This is a genomic window from Nocardia nepalensis, from assembly GCF_048910785.1.
GTDB classification, from domain to species: domain Bacteria; phylum Actinomycetota; class Actinomycetes; order Mycobacteriales; family Mycobacteriaceae; genus Nocardia; species Nocardia nepalensis.
The window spans coordinates 760,466-781,766 of record NZ_JBKBET010000031.1 but is presented as its reverse complement, the minus strand read 5'-3'; the positions used below and the strand labels follow the sequence as shown (position 1 = coordinate 781,766).

Sequence of the window (21,301 nt, the reverse complement as noted above, 5' to 3'; positions counted from 1 at the left end):
TCGCGCCATCCCGGCTGGTGCGATGCGCCACTCTTCCCTTCGCGGTGGCGCACATGTGCCGTCACCGGGCACCTGCGATTTGCCCGGTGGCGGTACTGAAATCCGTTGGCAGTACTGAAAAGACAGATTGAGTCACGCCAGGAGGCTGTAGGTCCATGCATGATCCCGCGCCCAGCGCCGATATCGACGAGTCCGACCTGTCGGTCTCCGCGCCGCACACACGGGCGGCGGGAGTCAAGGCAGTGACAGTCGCGCTGGATCGTGCCGTCGCGGAAATGGGCGTGACGCGCACCGCGAAGACCTTGGTCCGGCTCAACCAGCGCCATGGATTCGACTGCCCGGGTTGCGCTTGGCCGGAGCCGACCGGTGCGCGCCGACCCGCCGAGTTCTGTGAGAACGGTGCCAAAGCGGTCGCCGAAGAAGCGACCCTGCGCACGGTGACTCCCGCGTTCTTCGCCGAGCATTCGATCGATGAGCTCGCGGGCAAGTCCGGCTATTGGCTCGGGCAGCAAGGCAGGCTGACGCATCCCATGGTGGCGTGGCCGGGAGACACTCACTATTCGCCGATCGCGTGGTCCGAGGCGTATCGCCTGATCGCCGACACACTCCGTGGCTTGGATTCGCCGGACGAGGCCGTGTTCTACACCTCCGGCCGCACCGCCAACGAAACCGCGTTCCTCTACCAGCTGCTGGCCCGCAGCTTCGGCACCAACAACCTGCCCGACTGCTCGAACATGTGCCACGAGTCCTCGGGCACCGCGCTGGTCAGCTCCATCGGCATCGGCAAGGGGTCGGTCACCATCGACGACTTCGAGCGGGCGGACGTGATCGTGGTCGCAGGCCAGAACCCCGGCACGAATCATCCCCGGATGCTCTCGGCGCTGCACAAGGCGAAAGCGCACGGGGCCACGGTGATCGCCGTGAACCCGTTGCCGGAGACCGGGCTCATCGGATTCAAGGACCCGCAGACTATTCGGGGGCTCACCACCGGAGTGCGGATCGCGGATGAATTCCTGCAGATTCGCCTCGGTGGCGATATGGCCCTGTTCCAAGGTTTGGGCAGGTTGCTGTTCGACGCCGAGGACCGCGCGCCGGGCACCGTCGTCGATCGCGCGTTCGTCGACGCGCACAGCGCGGGCTTCGCCGAGTACGAAAAGCACATGCGCGCAGTAGATCTCGACACGGTCGTCGAGGCGACCGGCCTCACCCGAGCACATCTGGACCGCACCGCGCAGCTGCTTGCCGAGTCCAAGTCCACCATCATCTGCTGGGCGATGGGCCTGACCCAGCAGGTGCACGGCGTCGCCACCATCGAGGAGGCCACGAATCTGCTGTTGCTGCGCGGCATGATCGGCAAGCCGGGCGCGGGCGTGTGCCCGGTGCGCGGGCACTCCAATGTGCAGGGCGATCGCACCATGGGCATCTGGGAGAAGATGCCCGAGACCTTCCTGGATTCCCTCGACAAGCGGTTCGGTATCACCAGTCCCCGTGAACACGGCTGGGACACGGTCGATTCGATCCGCGCCATGCGTGACGGCCGCGGCAAGGTGTTCTTCGGCATGGGCGGCAATTTCGCCTCCGCGACCCCGGACACCGAGGTTACCGAGGCCGCGCTGCGCAATTGCGAGCTCACCGTGCAGGTGTCGACGAAGCTCAACCGCAGCCATGTGGTGCGCGGGCGGACCGCGCTCATTCTGCCGACGCTGGGCCGCGCCGACGCAGACCTGCGCAATGGTGTGCGCCAGCAGGTTTCGGTCGAGGACTCCATGTCCATGGTGCACCTGTCCACCGGCCGCCTGCGCCCGGTGAGCGATGAGTTGCGCAGCGAGATCGCCATCGTGTGCGAGCTCGCGCAGCGGCTGTTGGGCCCCGATCACCCGGTGCCGTGGACGCAGTTCCAGGACGATTACGATACGATTCGCGACGCCATCGCGGAGGTAGTGCCCGGTTGTGCCGATTACAACGCGAAGGTGCGGGGCCGCAATGGATTTCAGCTCCCGCATCCACCGCGTGATGCCCGCGAATTCCAGACCGCCACCGGGAAGGCCAATTTCGCGGTCAACGACCTGCATTGGCTGCCCGTCCCACCGGGCCGCCTGATTCTGCAGACGCTACGGAGCCACGACCAGTACAACACCACCATCTACGGCCTGGACGACCGCTACCGCGGCATCCGCAACGGCCGGCGCGTGGTATTGGCTCCAACCCAGCCGACATCGCCGCGTTCGGTTTCGCCGAAGGCGACTTGGTGGACGTGATCTCGGAATTCGATGACGGCTTCGAACGCCGCGTAACCGGCTTCCGTCTGGTCGGCTACCCCAGCCCGCGCGGCAATGCCGCCGCCTACTACCCAGAGACCAACCCCTTGGTTCCGCTCGATCACGTCGCCACCCGCTCGAACCCCCCAGTCTCCAAGGCGATTACCATTCGGCTCGAACGCCACACGCCCGAGGCGCGTCGGTGAGCCGGGTTACCGCGCGTCGCAAGATGCTGCGGGTCACTCCCGCGGCCTGGATCGAGCGTCCCGACAGCCTGGCCGTCGAGGAACCGCTGGAACTGCGGATCGACGGTGAGCCGCTGACCGTGACCATGCGGACGCCGGGCCACGATGTCGATCTCGCGCACGGGTTTCTGCTGAGCGAGGGCATCGTCGCCGCGCCCGGTGAGATCGTGTCGGCGCGCTACTGCGCGGGCACGGGAGCAGACGGCCGGAACACCTACAACGTGCTCGACATCCGATTACGCACGCCCACAACGTTTTCGCCCCGGTCATTCTTGACCAGCAGCTCGTGCGGGTTGTGTGGCAAGGCGGCGCTCGACGAGGTACGCACTCGCAGCCGCCTGCCGCTGCCGCTCACAGGACCCGAGCTGGACCCGGCCGTGCTGTCGGATCTGCCGCGGCGGCTGCGTGCGCGCCAAGCTGCGTTCGATCTCACCGGCGGCCTGCATGCCGCAGGTCTGTTCACTGCGGACGGCTCCACGGTCGCCGTCCGCGAGGACATCGGCCGCCACAATGCCGTCGACAAGGTCCTCGGCTGGGCGCTACGCGAAAATCTGCTGCCCGCAGCCGATCTGGTCTTGGTCGTTAGCGGCCGGGCTTCCTTCGAACTGGTGCAGAAGGCGATCATGGCGGGTATGCCGGTACTGGCCGCGGTGTCGGCGCCCAGTTCGCTTGCGGTCGATCTGGCGGCCGACGCCGAACTGACGCTGGCGGGATTCGTACGCGGTCACACGATGAACGTGTACACGGGCCTGCACCGAATCCGTCGCGGGCACGGTCGGCCGGACTGATCAAAGTCCGACCTGCCGGAGCCCCGGACCCGCTTCACGATCGGGTCAGTCTTCGGACACGGAGATCGCCATATTCGGGCATGCCGCTGCGGCCAGTCTTGCAAGCGACAGCGGATCCTCGTGCGTGGTCGCCGTGATGACCGTCTTGCCGTTTCCGTCGAAGTCGAACAACCCGTCGGACACTGCAATGCACTGTCCCTGGCCGTCGCAGAGCGCGTAGTCGATCGAGAGCTTCATGGATTCCCTTTCCCGAAGGTGGATGGTACTAATGTTACTAATATAGTATGACTAGTAACATTCTGGAAGGGGAACACATGAATATGGCGCTCCGTCCGTTGCGTGTGGCCATCGTCGGCACCGGCCCCGCCGGCATCTACGCGGCTGATGCCCTCATGAAATCGGGTGTCGAGGTTGCGATCGATCTCTTCGAGCGCATGCCGGCACCGTTCGGTCTGTTGCGCTACGGGGTCGCACCAGATCATCCGCGGATCAAGGCGATCGTTGCCTCCCTGCACAAGATTTTGGACAAACCGCAGATCAGGCTGCTGGGCAACGTCGACGTCGGTGTTGACATCACGGTCGAAGAGCTGCGCGGCTTCTACGATGCCGTGGTGTTCGCCAGTGGCGCGAATGCCGATCGGGTGCTGGGCATCCCGGGAATCGAGCTCGAAGGGTCGTACGGGGCAGCCGATTTCGTCTCCTGGTACGACGGGCATCCCGATGTGCCTCGCACGTGGCCGCTGGCGGCGAAACAGGTCGCGGTTCTCGGTGTCGGGAATGTCGCACTCGATGTCGCCCGGATTCTGGCGAAATCTGCCGACGAACTGTTGCCCACGGAAATCCCGCCCAACGTCTACGACGGGTTGCGAGTGAACCGGGCGGTCGAGGTCCATGTCTTCGGTCGGCGCGGACCCGCGTATGCCAAGTTCACCCCGCTCGAGCTGCGGGAGCTGGATCACTCGCCGAATATCGAGGTCATCGTCGATCCAGGTGACCTGGTCTACGACGAGCAGGCGCGAGCTCTGCGGCAGAACTCCAAGTCGGTGCAGCTCATCTGCAATACCCTCGAGCAGTGGGCATCGCGTACCCCCGGCGATCGGCCGTGCAAACTGTTCCTCCACTTCTTCCAGGACCCGGTCGAGATCTTGGACGACGGCAACGGCCGGGTCGCTGGACTGCGTACCGAGCGCACGTTGCCGGGCGCCGCCGGCGATGCGACTTCCGTTGACAGCCGGGTCGATTGGAGGGTGCAGGCGGTGTACCGGGCGATCGGCTACCGGTCCGCGCCGATCGTGGGGCTGCCCTTCGACGGGCGGGCGGGTGTAATCCCAAGTGAGGCGGGTCGCGTCATCGCTGATGCCGAGGCCGATGAACCCGGCGTCAGGTATCTGCCTGCCACGTACGTCACGGGTTGGATCAAACGTGGACCGATCGGGCTTATCGGCCACACCAAAAGCGATGCGAGCGAGACGATCGCGTCGTTGCTCGCCGACGCCGGGGGTTTCGCGCCGCCCGCCGATCCGGAGCCGCGGGCGATCGTCGACTTCCTCGAGCGCCGTGGTGTTCCCTTCACGACCTGGCCGGGCTGGTATCTCCTCGATGCCTATGAAAGGGATCTTGGTGCCCATGAGGGACGGGAGCGGATCAAGGTCGTCGAGCGTGAGGTGATGGTCGCTGTCAGCCGGTCGTTCGATGAGACGAGCGATCGGCGTGTCAGTATCGAACCATGATGTCGGCAGAGACCCGCACCGTCCTCGAGGCCTTCCTGCCCGCCGCCGACGGCGGTGCGATCAAGGTGCCCGAGAGTCGCACCGATAGAGCCATTCTTACCGCGGCGGCGGCCGTGATCAGCGCTAATGGCGAGCGCAACCTCACCATCGACGAGGTTGCAGAACGTGCCGGGTATACCCGGATGACGGTCTTCCGGCGATTCGGTAGTCGTGAACAACTGCTACTGGCGACGTACACCTACGAGCTGCGGAAGGTGCTGGACGCGGTCGCGAATGCGGCCGATTCGGCGCACAATCGGCTCGAACGGGCGGAAACTGTTGTCTGGCAGTTGGTTTCCGCCGCCCAAGGAAATCCGATCGCGCAGCGTCTGGCCCAGGTCGAGCCGACGGCGGTCGTTGACCTGTGGCGCGGAACGGAATTCGCAGGTCAGGCATGGGGTGCGAGCCTGATTTCGCGCCTGCTGCAAGACGGTCACCTCGAGGATCCGCTGGACGCGGACGAAGCTGATTTCGTCGGCGACGTCTTCATGCGGCTGGTCGTCTCGCTCTTGCTGGTCCCCGGCCAGTCCGAGGATGAGCAGCGGATCTTCGTCCGTAAGGTTGTCGCTCGCGTTCTTCCGCGCTGATTTCCCGACCTGACGTCCCGACCCGACAGGTGTGACTTGAATCCCGTTCGGCTCTTGTTGTCATGCTCACAGAATGTTACTAATAGAGCATGAGAAGTAACATTAGTAACTCCGCGATGTTGTTCCTGGCCGACCCGCCCGTGCAGATGCCCGGGCAGGGGCAGATTCCACTCCCTGCTGATCCACATGCTGACCAGACCGTCGCGTGGGTCGTGACTGTGCTGCTCTACGTCGGTGCGGCTGCGGCGGTGGGCTGGGCGTCGTGGAAGTTGGTCCGCGAACGTGAAGCGCTGCCGCTGGTCCTGGTAGTGGCCGGGGTGCTCGCCGCCAATATCGAGCCGCTGGGCGACGCCACGGGCGCAATCGTGTACGCCGCGGATATTCCGTGGTTCCACTACACGATCATGGGCAGGTCGATGCCCGCGTTCATTCTCATCGGGACCATGCCGTATGTCGCCATGGGCGGGTACTACGCCTACCGCTACATCGCCGAGGGCAGATCCCTACGCGACATCATCATGCTGTCAGCCGTTTATGTCGGCATTCCGGAGATCGTTGTCGAGATGGCGTTGCACCACTTCGGGATCATCACCTATTACGGCGACAACCCCACCCGAATTCTCGGCATCCCGCTCTACTCCATCGTCCAGAACACGACGCTGCTGCCGGTGTACGGCATCGTCGTCTACTTCTGCGTTCGGTATCTGCGCGGCGCGAACCTGCTCTGGATCATCCTGTTCATCCCTGCGGTCACCATCGGCTACATCGTCGGTGTGAGCTGGCCGGCCTACCAGGCGGTGCAGTCCTCGGCGCCGTGGCCGATCACCTGGCTCGCGGGAATCGTCGTCTGTGTGACGTCACTGGCCGCGACCTACATGCTGCTCCAGATTCCTGCGCTGCGCGAACTGCGTGAGCGCGCGCAGCGGTCCCCCGAAGCGGTCGCGGGACGGCATTCCGTTCCCGAAAATGCTTGAAATGAATTGTGAGAGAGGATATTTCGATGGATACAACCAGTGTTGACCGAGCCGGGAGCGGTATCGATCCGGCTACCGCGCCGCTTCCGCCCGGTCCCCGTGGCCGGGAGGCGCTGGAAGTGTGGCGAGGCTTCCTGCGCGACCCTTACCTCTACCCCGGGGAAATCACCAAGAAATACGGCGACGTCGTCTCCCTGCCGATACCCGGAGCGAAGATCGTCCTGCTCGGGTCGCTCGAGAACATCAATCGTGTTGCCGTGGCCAACGCCGAAAACTACCGGCGCTCGGATTGGGTTGCCGCGCAGATGAACCCGGTCGAACACAAGTTCAGGTTCTTCGCCTTCGACGAAAGCGACTGGGCCCGCGGCCGCGCGCTGCTCAAACCGCACCTCACCAAGAAGTCGCTGCTGGGACTGGAATCCCTGTTCGCAGACGCGATCTCGGACCAGCTGGACCACTGGGAGCGGTACGCGAACAGCGGCGAAACCTTCGATCTTCAGCGCCGCATGAAGGTGCTGACGACCGCGGTGCTGTTCAACGCGCTGTTCTCTCGTCGCCTGACCGAAGCGCGTCTGCTCTGGGTCATCGACCGGCTGGCCGGCATCATGGCCGCCACCACCGCGCGCACCCTCATGTGGTCGGCGCCCCGCTCGTATCCGCGGCTGTGGGAACACCGCGGCATCGTCGCGCAACGCGAACTCGATCTGTTCCTCACCGACCTGATCGCCGAGCGCCGCGCCGCGCCGATCGAGCGCGACGACATCCTCAACGTGCTGATCAATGCCACCTATGACGACGGCCAACCGCTCGAGGACAGCAAGATTCTCTCGGAGATGGTGGGACTGGTCATCGGTGGCTACGACACCACCTCCGCGGCACTGACGTGGGCCTTCGGACAGATCGCCACCCATCCCGAGGCGGAGCGTCGACTGCTCGAGGAGCTGGGGATCGGTGGCGCGGACCTTTCACCCGGCGAATCCATGAATCTTGCCTACGCGCGCGCCTGCTTCGACGAAGCGCAACGCCTCCAAGGCGGCCTGATCATCAACCCGAAGGTCGCGGTCCAGGACGACGTGATCGACGGCTACCGCATCACGGCGGGCACGACGGTGGTCAGCTCGAACATCTCGATCCACCGCGACGAGCGCTACTGGAACGACCCCGGCAGCTACCGTCCCGAGCGCTGGCTGGACCGCTCGGTCCGACGCGACGCCTTCATCGGGTTCGGCCGTGGATCACGTCTGTGCCTGGGCATGCACATGGCCTACATGGAGGGAATCCACACGCTTGCAGCCGCTTTCGCGCGCTATCACATCGAGGTGGACCCACGCCACGAGCTTCGACCCAAGTACCGGATGGCCGTGGAAATGAAGGGCGGCCTGCCGGTCAAACTGACCAAGCGCGGCTGAGCGCATCGATGTGGGGTAGCGGGACCTGCGACAGGCCGCCCCAGCACATCCCGGCTGTCGTCGCGACCGCCTGATCCATCGGGATCGGGCGGTCCGCGTCGAGCCAGTAACGCGCCGAGGAGGATCCGATTCCGGTCAGGCCGATGGCCAGCATGCGGGCGCGGCGGGGGTTCATGCCGGAATTTCGGACGAGGAAGCCGGCGATGATGGCGACGCAGTCGTCGATGGCCCGGTCGGTTCGGCGGCGCACACAGGGCACCTCGGGCAGTTCCGACTCGAAAACCAGGCGGAAGCCGTCGGGGTCTCGATCGATGAAATCGAAGTACGCCCACACCGCCGCGTACGTCTGCTCTCGGATGTCCGTGGTGGAGAACAGCGCCTGGCGAATATCGCTCACCAGCCGGTCCAGATACAGCTCCAGCACTGCCAGGTAGAGGTCGAGCTTTCCCCGGTAATCCCGAACTGGATCCGCGGATCATCGACGACATCGTCCTCGGCGTGGTCTCGCCCGTCGGTGATCAGGGCGGCGACATCGCCAAGGCCGCGGCGTTGGCGGCCGGCCTACCCGACACTGTGGCGGGCGTGCAGCTCAACCGGTTCTGCGCTTCGGGCCTCGAAGCGGTGAACACCGCGGCGCAGAAGGTGAGGTCCGGCTGGGACCAGCTGGTGCTCGCCGGTGGCGTCGAGTCGATGTCGCGACTGGCGCTGGGGTCCGACGGTGGCGGGTGGGCCCTGGACCCGGCCACCAATTACCGCACCCACTTCATTCCGCAGGGTGTGTCGGCGGACCTGATCGCCACCATCGAGGGCTTCTCGCGCGAGGACGTCGACGCGTATGCCGTGCGCTCGCAGCAGCGTGCCGCGGCCGCGTGGTCGGGCGGCTACTTCGCCAAATCCATTGTGCCAGTGAAGGACATCAATGGTTCGGTGATCCTCGACCACGACGAGTTCATGCGCCCGGAAACCACTGTCGAGAGTCTGGGAGGCCTGCGTCCCTCCTTCGCGCTCATGGGTGAGCAGGGTGGTTTCGACCCGGACGAGAAGATCAACGTCAACGGCGGCGCCATCGCCATGGGCCACCCGCTGGGCGCGACCGGGGCGATGATCACCGGAACCATGGTCGACGAACTCGAACGCCGCGGGGCCGCGCGCGCACTGATGACCCTGTGCGTCGGCGGCGGCATGGGCATCGCCACCATCATCGAGCGCGTCTGAGTGACCAGGGATACAGAGGAAAACATATGAGCAAGAACATGATTGCCTGGGAGCTCTTGAAGCTGGGGCAGAAGATTCGGCGCAGCATGCGGGAGAACTTCCTCGCCGAGGGCCGCCGCTGGGTCGACTCCAACGCCTACCCGCTCGTCGACGCCATGGTCGAGGAATTCGATCGCCCGGGCCGCCTCGAGGGTCGCGGCTTCTACGAATACGACGACCAGGGCAACAAGGTCGGCCTGTGGTCCGGGTTGGTGGAGAAGTACACCCGTGACGACCACGGTATCCCCTTCGCGGATATGCAGGAACGCATGCTCTTCGCAGAAGCCCTCGACACCGTGCGCTGCTTCGAGGAAGGCGTGTTGCGCACCGTGCCCGACGCCAATATCGGTTCCATCTTCGGCATCGGGTTCCCGGCCTGGACCGGCGGCGTGATCCAGTACATCAATCAATACGCGGGTGGCCCGGCCGGATTCGTGGCGCGCGCCGACGAACTGCGCGGCCGTTACGGCGACCGGTTCGAGGTCCCGGAATCGCTGCGAGCCGACGCCGCAACCGGCGCAGCCTACGCGGGTGCGAAGGAGCTGTGATGATGACCCGAGCAGCGTGGAACGACGACGAAGTCGAAGCCGTGCGAGCTCTGGCCCGGTCCTTCTTCGAGAAGGAGGTCATTCCACACACCGAACGGTTCGTTGCACAGGGACATCCGGATCGCGACCTGTACCGGAGGGCCGGTGAACGCGGCCTGCTCGGTGCCGCGGTGCCCGAGGAATTCGGCGGTGGCGGAGGGACTTTCGCGCACGAGGCGGCGATTATCGAGGAGCAGTGCTACACGGGTGATTCCGCGCTCGGCATGCCGATCCACTCTTCGATCATTGCGCCCTACCTCGTCGAGTTCGGCTCGGACGAACTCGAGCGCCGGGTGCTGCCGAAGGTCGTCAGCGGCGAGATGCTGTTGTCGGTCGGCATGACCGAGCCGGGCACCGGGTCGGATTTGCAGAACATCAAGACACGCGCGGTGCGTGACGGTGACGAGTACGTCATCACCGGCTCGAAGATCTTCATCACCAACGGCTGGCTGTGCGACGGTATCATCATCGCCGCTAAGACCGATCCGACCCAGGGCGCTGCGGGTGTCTCGCTGATCTTCGCCGAAGTATCCGATGACACAACGGGTTTCACTCGCGGCCGCATCCTGTCCAAGATCGGCGGCAAGGGTCAGGACACCGCAGAGCTGTTCTTCGACGGCCTGCGCGTCCCCGCCGCGAACCTGCTCGGCGGAGTCGAGGGGCAGGGTTCTATCAGATGATGCGGCTTCTGGCCCAGGAGCGGCTGGTCTGCGCCGTCATGGCGGTCGCCATGATGGAACGCGCGGTCCGGCTTATCGTCGAATACACCAAGGGCCGTGAGGCTTTCGGTAAGCCGCTGTTCGCGATGCAGAACTCCAGGTTCGAACTCGCCGAGTGCGCGGCCATTGCCACCGTGAGCCGGACGTTCCTCGATGACTGCATCGCCAAGAGCATTCGCGGTGAGCTGGATGTCCCCACCGCGGCCATGGCCAAGTATTGGCTCACCGACAAGCTCGGCACGGTGGTGGATCGCTGTGTGCAGTTGTTCGGCGGCTACGGCTACATGACCGAGTATCCGATCTCGCAGCTCTACACCGACGCCAGGGTGCTTCGCATCCTGGCGGGTGCCAACGAGGTCATGAAGGACCTGATCGCCCGTTCGTTGTAACGGCATACCCCGCAGGCATGGCCCGCCCTCCGAATCTGACGATGTGGACCCGGCTTGGGGTGGTCCCAGTGCAATCGCCTGTCCTGCCGGTCCACATCGGCAGCGAGCGGCTCCCGGCCTTAACCCGCTCCCGGCTGGGAGCCGCTCGCATTTTCCTGACTGCGCGATGATGTCCTCGACAGGCAGACCAATGCTCGTATGCGTTATAGATAGCGATTGAGACTACGCAATCTATTGTAGATATCTGCTATGACTGTTAGATTGCGTTATGTGGAGCTGCTACCAATCGATCTGATCAAGGAGTCAGCTCGGCGATCCCGCAGAAAGGCTCGAATCATGGTGACGCTGCGTCCGGCAACCCTTCCGCTCCTCGCGATCGCGGGGATGATCCTGTCTGGCACCGCCGTGGCGGCATCGCCACCCGCGTGGGCGGCGGACAGTGCCGGGGCCGCACCCGCCGCTGGCTCCACCGAGGTGCAGCCCAGCGTCCCCGGGATTCCGGCGATCGCCATGGCGGCCTATCGGAATGCCGAGCGCATGATCGCTCGGTCAGATCCGGGGTGTGGTCTGTCCTGGAGCCTGTTGGCCGGGATCGGTCGCATCGAATCGGGCCACGCCAATGGCGGCAGCACCGATGTACACGGGACGACCCTGAGCCCAATTCTCGGCCCCGTGTTGGACGGTTCGTTGCCGGGCAACGAGGTCATCGCGAGTGGCTCGGGAGGATACGTCCGGGCGATCGGGCCCATGCAGTTCCTGCCGAGCACCTGGAGCGCGTACGCCGCCGATGGTGACGGTGACGGCGACGCGAACCCGAACAATCTGTTCGACGCGGCGCTGGCGGCTGGGAAGTATCTCTGTGTGGGGGGTCTTGACTTGCGCGACCCGAACCAGCAGGAGCAGGCCGTCCTGCGGTACAACCATTCGGCGGCGTATGCGTCCAACGTGCTGGGCTGGGCGGCTGCCTACCGCGGCGGTGGCGATCCGCCCGTACATGTGAACGTCGAACCCGACCCGGGCCTGGGCGCGCCGGCGGAGGCATCCGGCGGGGCGACACCGACGGAATCCCCAACTACACCACGCGAACCCGTCGAACCGGCTACCCCGAAGACCGATGGTTCCGACCCGGTCGTCGATCCGCCCGTCCCGGCGACGATTCCGCCTCAACCTTCGCAGCCGATGATCGAGATCCCCGGTCTTCCGCCCATACCGTGCGGGATCTTCTGCCCGGCACCGCCTGTGGGTGCGGCGAACACCGCGGGGTAGCCGTCCCGGGTCGCGGCGGCATGGATCAGTTCATTGTTGCCAATATGGGTTCCGCGCCCTCGTCGCGGAGGACTCGCAGGAGACCCAGCTCGCGGCATCGGGTCGCCGTCGGCGCCAGTTCCCTTATCGCGGTGTCGCGCTGACCGGAATCCCAGAGACATCGAGCCAGCAACGCTTCTGCCGTGATCAGGGCCCGGGCGCGTCCGCGTGCGGCCAGCGTTTCGACCAGGGACCGGGCCTCCTCGAGGGGTATCGGGCCAGGAGCATTGCCGAGGGTGTAGCGGATGGTGTTGGTGCGGTGGAGATCGCGCAGGAGCGGCGTTGCGTTGGAGGGTTCTTCGACGGCTTCCGTCGGCCGACCCGTGATCCCGAGCCGAAGGCGTTCGCCGACAATGCTCGCGGCCAGGCGCGGCAACGACTGCTGCTCGGCCAGGCTCATCCCCGCCGCCAAACGGGCATCGGCCGCGGCCAGATCGTGGCGTGCGGCTTTGACTTTCGCGCCGGCGACATAGATCGCGATGAAGAAGTCGACTGTTCCCGCGGTCGGCGTGGGGTCCAAAGCTTGGTCGAGGAGCTGCTCGGCGGCATCGAGTTCGTCACGCTCGTAGAGCAATTCGCCGAGCAGGGCGCCGGCCAGGCGAGCGGCCATACCTGGAGAAGAACGGCCCCGGGTTGCGACCTGGTACGCCTTGCGCAGGTAGTACTCGGCGGCATCGATGTCCAACTGCTCGTGGGCGGCAATGCCGCTGAGGCAGTAGGCGTAGGTCTCGGTGAAGGGTCCCGTCGCATTCTCGAGGTAGGCAGCGGCGCGTTCCCGGCAGGTCCGGGCCGCCACGTAGTCGCAGCGGGCCAAGGCCGCGAACGCGGAGACGACCGCGACGCCCGCCGGGTACCAGGGCTCGAGCGGGGCGGCCTCATCCGGTACGGCCGTGAGCAGTTCGTCGTCTACGACGCGATCGGCCATCATGGCGGTGATCGCGTCGAGCAGCTCGCAGTGCGCACGCAATCTCGCGGCGTCCGCAGCGGTGCCGTCGGACAGCTCCGTCATCGCACGCAGGCGATCGAGCGCGGCGCGAGCCGCTGAGGTCTTCCGCAGGGTGAGGTTCGCTAATGCGGTCATCAACTGCAATCCCGGCCGGGTGGCAGCGGCGTCGGCGGGAATCGTGTCGACGAGGGCCAGCACCCGCGCCATCTGTCCCTGCTCCATCAGTTCGATCCCGGCGTTCTCGGCCAGATCCATCGCCAGATCGTGATCCTTCGCGTGCAGGGCGTGACCGACGGCTTCGCTGATCATGCCGTGCGAGGCGAACCACCGTGTCGCCGCCCGGTGCAGGTCCGGAAGGCGCTGGGGCTGATCGCGTTCCAGGCGCTGCCGCAGGAAGTCCGCGAAGAGCCGGTAGTAGCGGAACCAGGTGCCTTCCTCGTCGATCCGGCGCAAGAACAGATTGCGCTCCTCGATGGTCTCGAGCACCGCCTGCCCGCGGTCTCCCGTGGTGAGGGCATTGGCGAGATCGGCGCAGATCTGACGGGTGATCGAGGTCGCCATCATGAAGTCGACCAGCGCCGGATCGAGTGTGTCGAGGACGTTCTCGGTCAGGAACTCGCCGACCGCGTGGTGGCGGCCCGAGATCTCGGTGAGCAATATGGCCGGGTCGGTACCGTGCTGTAGCGACAGCGCGGCCAATTGCAGCCCCGCCGCCCAGCCCTCGGTGGCCGCGGTGATGCGCACAGCCTCCTCGGTCCCGATATCGGACCGGTGGTATCGAGACAGCAGCGAGTGGGCCTCCTCGGCACTGAAACGCAGTGCGGTGGAGTCGATCTCGGCCAGTTCGCCACGTACGCGCAGCGTACCGAGCGGCAGTCCGGATGTGGTCCGGCTGGTGAGGATCCACTGAAGGTGGTGACATCCCTTGTCGAGCATGAAGCGCAATGCTGCGTGGGTCGCCTCGCCGGTGACGAGATGCCAGTCCTCAACCACGAGGGCCAGTTGCCCTGCGCGTTCGTGGATCTCATTGATCAGGCAGCCGAGCACGTATCGCTCGGCGCCGGTCCCGGCTTCTTCGAGCACGGGCTGCAATCCGGCGCCCAGCCCGGGCTCGGCTCGGTTCAATGCTGCCAGGATGTGGGTGCAGAAGGTGACGGGATTGTCGTCGTCGACATCGGCCGCCAGCCACGCGACGTGCGCGCCGTTCTGTTGTAACTGCTGTGCCAGCTGTGTGGCGGCGCTGGTCTTTCCGAACCCGGCAGGCGCGCAGATGAGGGTGAGCCGTTTGCGGGCGGGTAGTTCCGCCGATTCGATCAGCCGGGGGCGGCGAACCAACGCGTCGGACGGGCGTGGTGGTCGGAAGCGGGTGGTAGGGGCGGGCGGCGAGGCGTTGCGCTGCGCTGGGCTCGACCTAGGGGCGTCCGCGGCCAGACCCATGTCGGCGATGGGCAGCCCGAGGCGGTGCTGGAGCTTGCGCAGGGACGTTCCGAACTCGTGTGCCGAGGCCGGCCGATCCTGCGGTCGCGTTGCCATGGCCGAGGCAATTACCGGTGCGGCTTCGGGCGGGATCTCGGACATCGAGGGTGCGCCCGCCCGCCCGATGCGGATGAACTGGGCCACCACATCCTCTCCTTCGAGCCGTTCGAAGGCCGCGTGGCCGGTGAGGAGGGTGAACAGGGTGGCGCCCAGGCTGTAGATGTCCGATCGCACAGTCGAGGCGCGCCCGGACAGCACCTCGGGTGCGGTGAATGCCGGGGAGCCGGTGATCTCGCCGGTGCCGGTCTCGAATCCGCCCGCGGCATGGGCGATTCCGAAGTCACACAGCTGCGCTTCACCGTAGTCGCTGATCAGTACGTTGGCGGGTTTGACATCGCGATGCAGGATCCCGTTGCGATGTGCGGTTTCGAGTGCCCCGGCCAGTTGCACGCCCAGCCGCAACGTGTCCGCGAGCGTGAGTGGGCCGCGGGTGCTCAGGATCTGGGCCAGGGAACCGCGGGGGTGATAGGGCATTGCCAGGTACGGCCGACCGGTAACGGTGATGTCGGCGTGTAGCACCGTCACGATGTTCGGATGCCCTGACAGCGCCCCCAGCGCGCGCTGTTCGCGCAGAAACCGGTCCAGATCGCCGGGCCCGGTGTCGGACCTGAGCACCTTCACGGCTACCCGCCGGTCCAAGGCGCGCTCTAGACACCGGTACACGGTGCCGAAACCGCCGCGACCGATCACCTGCGCGCCTTCGAATCCCTCGGCGTCCAGTTCCGCTTCGATTCCGGCCATGGAGTTCCGCTCGGTCCCGGCCGGATCGCTGACGGTCCGCAATCGATAGTCCTCGACAGAGTGTCTGTTCGTGGTTCCAGGATACGACCGTCAACAGCCCGGCCCGGCTCACTGCGCGGCAGCCCGTCCTGTGACCCAGCCGTTGTAGTCGTCGGCGATCTTCAGTAGTGCCAGGGGGATGTAGACGTTCATCGCGGCGGCGATCAAGGCCAGCGGCAGGAACACCGGCGCCGGGAATTCGGCATGCAGAGCCAGATACGCGGGCCACGTGCACAGGGCAGCGCCGCCGAAGTAGCAACCCGGAATCACAGGGATGAACAACACCGCCTTCCAGCCCTTCAGATGTGGAGCGGCGAACAGGATCGCCGCCGCCATGAGGCTGTAGACGAAGCAGTTCTGGACCATGCTGGTGAATGGCAGCCCCAGGATTCGGGACGGGTTGTCACCGTAGTACTCGAACACCTTCCAATGAATGGCCATCCATTCCAGCACCCAGTCGATAATCCCGGCGACCAGACAGATCCCCACGATTTTGCGCATCGTCACGCCCGCGATCGTCATCCGGTAGATGAACCACGGGAACAGGAAGAACATCGCGCCGATTCCGAGCGCGCTGAGCGGGATGACACGCCCGGCGACGGTGAAGATTATGGCCGGGGAGTCCGCCGCGTACTGGAACCCCAGGATGGTGTCGATGAACGGTTCGTTCGGCAGCCACAACGTGGCGCTGAGAAGCACCACCAGCGGCAGCACCGATCGCATCCGATACGTCTCGAGGGTCGCGATGACGACCGATGCCACGACCATCACGATGGTCGCGGCGGTGAAGATCCAGAACACCGTGGCACTGCCGTGCAGGGGAGCGGGCAGGTCGAGGAAGCCGGAGTAGGCCAGCGTTTGCGTCATTGTGATCACCGGGCCTGCAGTGTCAGCGGAACTCCACCGCGCACCACGGTGGAGAACGAGAACCGGGGCAGCGGTTGCCATCCCGGGGTCAGCGCGAAGTGATACCGCTGGAAGGCCGTGGCCAGGGTGCACAGACCCACCATGTAGGCCATGCGGAAGCCCAGGCAGCGACGCGGGCCGATGCCCATCGGCAGGAACGCGTAGTCGTTGACTTCCTCGTCGAGGAATCGCGACGGATCGAAGGCGTTCGGGTCGCGCCAGAAGCGAGGATCGTGATGCAGCGTGTACCCCGAGACGCCGATAACCGTACCGGCGGGGATTCGGAAGCCGCCGATCTCGTCGTCCTCGGTGGCTTGGCGGGCGTTGAGCGGAAACCCTTGCAGCCGTTGCGCTTCGTCGAAACAGGCCCGCAAGTAGCCGAGATTATCGAGATCGTCGCGCGATACCTGGTTGCCGCCGAGTGCGTCGACCTCAGCGTAAGCCCTCGCCTGTGCAGCGGGTGCGAAGGGCAGCCGCGCCAGCACCCAGGACATCACCGCGGCGGTGGTCTCATAGCCTCCGATGATGAGCCCCATCAGTTCACGGCGGACGTGCTCCTCGGTGAGCGTGGTCCCGTCGTCGAAGCTCGCGTCGAGGACCATGCTGAGAAGATCGCCATCCGGAATTGGGTTGCGGCGCCGATCGGCGACCATCTCGTCGATGTAGCTCATGATGGCGGCATAAGCGCCGGCGGTGCGGCGGCCGTACGGCCGGGGGACCTGCGGTGGCAGGGTGGTGGTGAACATCGAGATAGCCATGCCCGCGGTCAGATCCGCGAAATGGCGGGCCAGCGGCTCGACCGTCGAGCGTGGAACCGGACGGGTGAACATCGTCCGCAGCATGACCGACATGGTCAGGATGGTCAGTTCGTCCTGCATATTCACAGGAGTACCGCCTACGAAACGCTGCCAGGAATCGACGACCTCGGTGATTTGGTCGACCATCAGCTCGTTCAACGGAGCCAAGCCGCGCTCGGTGAACTTCGGATTCAACACCCGCCGTACTCGGCGCCACTCGTCACCGTTGGCCATGCCGTGGAAGCGGGGTGCCTCACGGAAGAGCACATTCTCGAAGATCGGCGGCTTGGGGTAGATGGCCTGGCGGGTGTTCATGACGTGCTTGACATAGTCGGGATGGCTGACCAGCACGAGATTCATTCCCGGAATCGGAACCCGGGCGACGTCGCCGTAGGTCTGGGCGATGCGCTGCAGCGAGCGATACGGATCGCGCACGATGTCCGCGGCCACGCCCACCAGTGGGAGGCCGCGGGGGCCCGGGGGGCGACCGTGCGCATCGGCACGGTAGGCGCCGGCCGTCGGTTGCGGCCACGCTGCCGCAGGTGATGAGGTCATGACAATTCCATTCTCTGGTAACTGATCACAGGTCGATCGAGGCCGCGGGGCTGGCCCCGACGGCGAGGAGTTCGGGGAGGCGAGCGAGCTTCACGCGCGGCCTGCCAGTGGGGCGCCCGAGCGCGCACTCGTGCTCGTCGATGGCCTTCCAGCCGTCGAAGTTGACCACTTCGACGCCGATATGGCGCAGCAGCTGCACGGCAGCGTCGCGGTCGCCTTCAATGCGTCGGGGAGGGAGTAGACCTGCTCGCAGGTCGGCGAGCACGCTGTCGGCGGTGTCCTGTGCGCACACGCGGTTGGTGCCGATGATGCCGGTGGGACCACGCTTGATCCAGCCGCTGACGTATTGGCCCGGAATCACGGTGTCCGCGTCCAGGATCCGCCCGTGAAGGTTGGGGACGATGCCGCGTTCCGCGTCGAACGGAAGCCCGGACAGCGGGGAGCCCGTGTAGCCAACCGCGTGTACCACGAGCCCAGCGGTCAGCAGCCGCTCGGATGCGTCGCCGGTGCGATCTGCGGTGCGCCGCACCCGAATTCCGCGGACGTGCTCGTCTCCGTCAACGGCCACCGGGGTCGTGTGGAACCGCAGCACGATCCGGCGGTTATCCGTACGTTGTGGCCGCCTGGCGTATTCGCGCAGGATCGCGACTTTCTCTTGTGCCGAATCGCTTAGTGCGCTGTGCGTGCCGGGCAATTCGGCGGGATCAACCACGACGTCGACATCCGGGAGTTCGCCCAGCTCGAGCAGTTCGGGCACGGTGAAGGCGGCGTCCTCGGCGCCGCGCCGGCCAAGCACCACGATCTCGCGCAAGCGGCTACGCCGTAGTGCGGCCAGGGCGTGGTCGGCGATATCGGTCGCCGCCAGTCGCTCGGCGGGCAGCGCGAGTATGCGGGTGACATCCAGTGCGACATTGCCGTTCCCGATCACGACGGCGCGCGCGCCGGTCAGATCCAGTTCGAGGTCTGCGCGATCGGGGTGGCTGTTGTACCAGCCCACCACTTCGGTCGCGGTATGGTTCCCGGTCAGCGAGTCGCCGGGGACACCGGCGAACCTGCCGCGGTCGGCGCCGTGGGCGTAGACGACCGCGTCGTAGTAGAGCGCCAGGTGGCCGGTCAGCACATCACGCCCGACCTGCACATTGCCCAGGAATCGGAATCGCGGATCGCGCGCGATCTTCTCGAACACCCGGGTAACGGACTTGATCTTGGGATGATCCGGCGCCACCCCGGCCCGGACCAGTCCGAACGGTGTCGGTAGCCGATCGAACATGTCGACGGTGATCCCGTCCTCGGCGAGCAGCGCGCCCGCGGTGTAGAAGCCGGAGGGCCCGCTGCCGACCACCGCGACGCGAATGTCGTTGTGGCTCAAGAGTAGTACTCCGCATTGCGTTCGGCAGCGCCCGCGTATTCGGTAGGTAGCCGCTTGATCGGGTAGATCGCGTCTACCGGGCACGCCTCCATGCAGGCGTCGCAGTCGATGCACTCCTCCGGGTCGATGTAGAGCTGTTCGGCTGTGGCGTAACCCGGTTCATCGGGCGTCGGATGGATGCACTCGACCGGGCATACCCGGGTGCAGGACGCGTCTTTGGTGGATGTGCACCGTTCGGTGATGACGTATGCCATGTCGCTCCTTTAGAAAACTGATAAGGCTATTTCCAGATATGCGAATTCTAGATATTGCCTTATCAGATTTCAACCCTCGGCGGGCATGACACGATGGACCCATGACCCAGCGTGTCTATGGCGGTGTTGCCGAGGAGGATCGCCGGTCCGACCGGCGTAAACGGCTGATCGAGTCGGCGTACAGCCTGTTGGCGGCCGGTGGTCCCGACGCGGTGACGGTGACCGGAGTGTCCCGCGATGCCGGGCTGAGCCCGCGCTACTTCTACGAGAACTTCGATAATCGCGACGCGCTGGTGCAGGCCATCCTCGATAGCGAGTCCGATTCCGTCATCGGTTACATCCTCGATCGTGCGCACTCCACGTCCGGCGGCGCGCGCGAGCGCGGCACGGCTGCGATGAACGCGCTGCTGGACGCACTCGAGAATGATCCGCGGCGCGCCGCACTTGGCAAGGCCACCGGTTACGACGACCTGCTGCTGCGATTCCGTACGACGGTCACGAAACGCATGGCCGCGGAGCTGGCCACACAACTACGCGGAGTATCCGCCTACGCCGATCGGGGGGCCGAGGTACAGGTGGCCTGCACGCTGATCATGTTCGGCGGGATGCAGCTGGTGATCGACTGGCTCGGCGGAGAGGTGCCACTGGATCGGGAGCGGCTCGTCGACTCCGTGGTCGAGTACGCCCTTACGACCGCGACCCATCTACTGGGCCGAGCCGGGTAGATGGATCAGCGTCGCCGCATGGTGCGCGCGAATTTGCCTGGTGTGGTGCCGGTCCAGCGAGTAAAGGCGTGGGTGAAGGCGGAGGCGTCGCCGTAACCGAGGCGCTCGGCTACGTCCTCGACGGTCGCGCCGATGGCGAGCAGCTCCTCGGCCAGCAGCTGTCTGGTCTCGTCGACCAACTCCCGGAACCCGGTGCCTTCGTCGCCGAGGCGGCGGCGCAGTGTCCGGATGCTCATTCGCAGTTCGGCGGCGATCTCATCCTGGGAAGCGCTGGTGCCTCGGGCGATCAGCGCGGCGCGGACCCGCCCGCCGACACCGGATCGTTCTCGGCGCCGTTGCAGCAGCTCACTGCACTGTCGCTCCGCGAGTGCAGCGGTATACGGATTGGCTTGCGGCATTGGCAGATTCAGGGTGTCCGCCCCTACGGTAAGGCGGGCCGCCGGTGCGTCGAATACTGGTTCGCACCCGAGGATCTCGCGGTGCATATGAACGTAGCCCGGTTCGGGGTAGGGCAGTTCGATCCGGTCCAAGGGCCGCAGCTCGCCGAAGGCATCGCGGTCCGCGGTCATCACGCAGGCGACATCGCGTTCGATGAGGAAGGTGCGCACCGCTTCCGGTACCCGGGCGGTGTCGAGGATGATGTCCGCGCCGGTCTCGTGCTCGGCGATTCGCCAGCCGAAGAACGAACTGCCGACGTCCATGTAGGCGATCGCGGTGTACAGGGCTGCGCGCACGGTCGGGCAGCTGATTACCGCGAAGGCCCAGATGCCGTGGGTGGCAAGGTGATAACGGCTTCCGGCGAGCAGGCCGAGGCCGGGTACGTCGCCGATAGCCGCCACGATATTGCCGACCATCTGCAATTCCTGACGGGCCTGGATCTCGGCCTCGACATCGGCCAGCGCGGGGGCGTCGATCCCGGTCCCATGCAGGATCTCCCGCGATTCCATGCCGTGCTCGGTCGCGATCTGCGCCAGAATGGCCGCGCTCGAGATCGAACGCGACAGCAGTAGTGCTTCGGTCACTGCCTCATCGTCGCCGCTTTGGCCGGAATTCACAAGTACTGGCCTCAGATCCCATGGATTGGTGACGGCCGGGTTCCTAGCCTGATGTGCCAGGGACAGAGAGTGGAGGACTCAATGGCGAGACATC

The 21,301-nt window shown here is 65.6% G+C and carries 16 protein-coding genes and 3 pseudogenes; 11 read left to right on the top strand and 8 right to left on the bottom strand.

Annotated elements, in window-relative coordinates; all coding sequences use genetic code 11:
* Window positions 1-155: 155 nt before the first annotated feature.
* Both ACHQ4I_RS28420 and fdhD read left to right on the top strand, forming a co-directional pair.
* Window positions 156-2,464 (top strand): annotated as a pseudogene (locus ACHQ4I_RS28420) (FdhF/YdeP family oxidoreductase).
* Complete coding sequence (gene fdhD, locus ACHQ4I_RS28415; RefSeq protein WP_420774909.1) at window positions 2,461-3,291, top strand: formate dehydrogenase accessory sulfurtransferase FdhD; 831 nt, start codon at window positions 2,461-2,463, stop codon at window positions 3,289-3,291. Before ACHQ4I_RS28420 ends, fdhD begins: the two are co-directional and overlap by 4 nt.
* A 45-nt stretch (window positions 3,292-3,336) precedes the next feature.
* On the opposite strand, the gene ACHQ4I_RS28410 is transcribed toward fdhD, so the two are convergent.
* Window positions 3,337-3,528, bottom strand: a complete 192-nt coding sequence (locus tag ACHQ4I_RS28410) for a ferredoxin (RefSeq protein WP_420774908.1) — start codon at window positions 3,526-3,528, stop codon at window positions 3,337-3,339.
* A gap of 77 nt (window positions 3,529-3,605) precedes the next feature.
* Here ACHQ4I_RS28410 and ACHQ4I_RS28405 point away from each other — a divergent pair, with 77 nt between their 5' ends.
* From ACHQ4I_RS28405 to ACHQ4I_RS28390, 4 genes are all read left to right on the top strand, one after another.
* Window positions 3,606-5,021, top strand: coding sequence for an FAD-dependent oxidoreductase (locus ACHQ4I_RS28405; RefSeq protein WP_420774968.1), 1,416 nt, complete (start codon window positions 3,606-3,608; stop codon window positions 5,019-5,021).
* On the top strand, window positions 5,018-5,647 hold the full coding sequence (locus ACHQ4I_RS28400) for a TetR/AcrR family transcriptional regulator (RefSeq protein WP_420774907.1): 630 nt from the start codon (window positions 5,018-5,020) through the stop codon (window positions 5,645-5,647). The genes ACHQ4I_RS28405 and ACHQ4I_RS28400 overlap by 4 nt, the downstream gene beginning before the upstream one ends.
* A gap of 89 nt (window positions 5,648-5,736) precedes the next feature.
* Window positions 5,737-6,621, top strand: coding sequence for a hypothetical protein (locus ACHQ4I_RS28395; RefSeq protein WP_420774906.1), 885 nt, complete (start codon window positions 5,737-5,739; stop codon window positions 6,619-6,621).
* 26 nt (window positions 6,622-6,647) lie between these two features.
* The gene (locus ACHQ4I_RS28390; RefSeq protein ID WP_420774905.1) at window positions 6,648-8,030 is read left to right on the top strand and encodes a cytochrome P450; all 1,383 of its coding nucleotides are present in this window, start codon (window positions 6,648-6,650) and stop codon (window positions 8,028-8,030) included.
* Here the strand turns inward: ACHQ4I_RS28390 and ACHQ4I_RS28385 are convergent.
* A complete protein-coding gene (locus tag ACHQ4I_RS28385; RefSeq protein ID WP_420774904.1) occupies window positions 8,008-8,454 on the bottom strand; it encodes a hypothetical protein in 447 nt (148 codons plus the stop codon). The genes ACHQ4I_RS28390 and ACHQ4I_RS28385 overlap by 23 nt on opposite strands.
* A gap of 29 nt (window positions 8,455-8,483) precedes the next feature.
* Between ACHQ4I_RS28385 and ACHQ4I_RS28380 the strand changes: the two are divergent.
* From ACHQ4I_RS28380 to ACHQ4I_RS28365, 4 genes and pseudogenes are all read left to right on the top strand, one after another.
* A pseudogene (locus tag ACHQ4I_RS28380) lies at window positions 8,484-9,245 on the top strand (thiolase family protein); the annotation flags it as partial.
* A 26-nt stretch (window positions 9,246-9,271) separates the two neighbouring features.
* Window positions 9,272-9,832 (top strand): hypothetical protein, encoded by a 561-nt coding sequence (locus ACHQ4I_RS28375; protein WP_420774903.1) that lies wholly within the window; start codon window positions 9,272-9,274, stop codon window positions 9,830-9,832.
* Between the two features lie 2 nt (window positions 9,833-9,834).
* Window positions 9,835-10,979: pseudogene (locus ACHQ4I_RS28370) on the top strand (acyl-CoA dehydrogenase family protein).
* Between the two features lie 270 nt (window positions 10,980-11,249).
* On the top strand, window positions 11,250-12,245 hold the full coding sequence (locus ACHQ4I_RS28365; protein WP_420774902.1) for a lytic transglycosylase domain-containing protein: 996 nt from the start codon (window positions 11,250-11,252) through the stop codon (window positions 12,243-12,245).
* Window positions 12,246-12,270: 25 nt separating this feature from the next.
* On the opposite strand, the gene ACHQ4I_RS28360 is transcribed toward ACHQ4I_RS28365, so the two are convergent.
* From ACHQ4I_RS28360 to ACHQ4I_RS28340, 5 genes are all read right to left on the bottom strand, one after another.
* Complete coding sequence (locus ACHQ4I_RS28360; protein WP_420774901.1) at window positions 12,271-15,549, bottom strand: protein kinase domain-containing protein; 3,279 nt, start codon at window positions 15,547-15,549, stop codon at window positions 12,271-12,273.
* A 66-nt stretch (window positions 15,550-15,615) separates the two neighbouring features.
* A complete protein-coding gene (locus tag ACHQ4I_RS28355; protein WP_420774900.1) occupies window positions 15,616-16,413 on the bottom strand; it encodes a hypothetical protein in 798 nt (265 codons plus the stop codon).
* A gap of 5 nt (window positions 16,414-16,418) precedes the next feature.
* Window positions 16,419-17,804 (bottom strand): cytochrome P450, encoded by a 1,386-nt coding sequence (locus ACHQ4I_RS28350; protein WP_420774899.1) that lies wholly within the window; start codon window positions 17,802-17,804, stop codon window positions 16,419-16,421.
* A gap of 25 nt (window positions 17,805-17,829) precedes the next feature.
* Window positions 17,830-19,173 (bottom strand): FAD-dependent oxidoreductase, encoded by a 1,344-nt coding sequence (locus ACHQ4I_RS28345; protein ID WP_420774898.1) that lies wholly within the window; start codon window positions 19,171-19,173, stop codon window positions 17,830-17,832.
* Window positions 19,170-19,427 carry a 4Fe-4S dicluster domain-containing protein gene (locus ACHQ4I_RS28340; RefSeq protein WP_420774897.1) on the bottom strand — a complete coding sequence of 86 codons (258 nt, stop codon included), beginning with the start codon at window positions 19,425-19,427 and terminating at the stop codon, window positions 19,170-19,172. The genes ACHQ4I_RS28345 and ACHQ4I_RS28340 overlap by 4 nt, the downstream gene beginning before the upstream one ends.
* A gap of 101 nt (window positions 19,428-19,528) precedes the next feature.
* Between ACHQ4I_RS28340 and ACHQ4I_RS28335 the strand changes: the two genes are divergently transcribed.
* Entirely contained in the window at window positions 19,529-20,152 is a 624-nt protein-coding gene (locus ACHQ4I_RS28335; protein ID WP_420774896.1) for a TetR/AcrR family transcriptional regulator, read from the top strand.
* A 5-nt stretch (window positions 20,153-20,157) separates the two neighbouring features.
* On the opposite strand, the gene ACHQ4I_RS28330 is transcribed toward ACHQ4I_RS28335, so the two are convergent.
* Entirely contained in the window at window positions 20,158-21,174 is a 1,017-nt protein-coding gene (locus ACHQ4I_RS28330) for an AraC family transcriptional regulator (protein WP_420774895.1), read from the bottom strand.
* Window positions 21,175-21,301 lie beyond the last annotated feature (127 nt).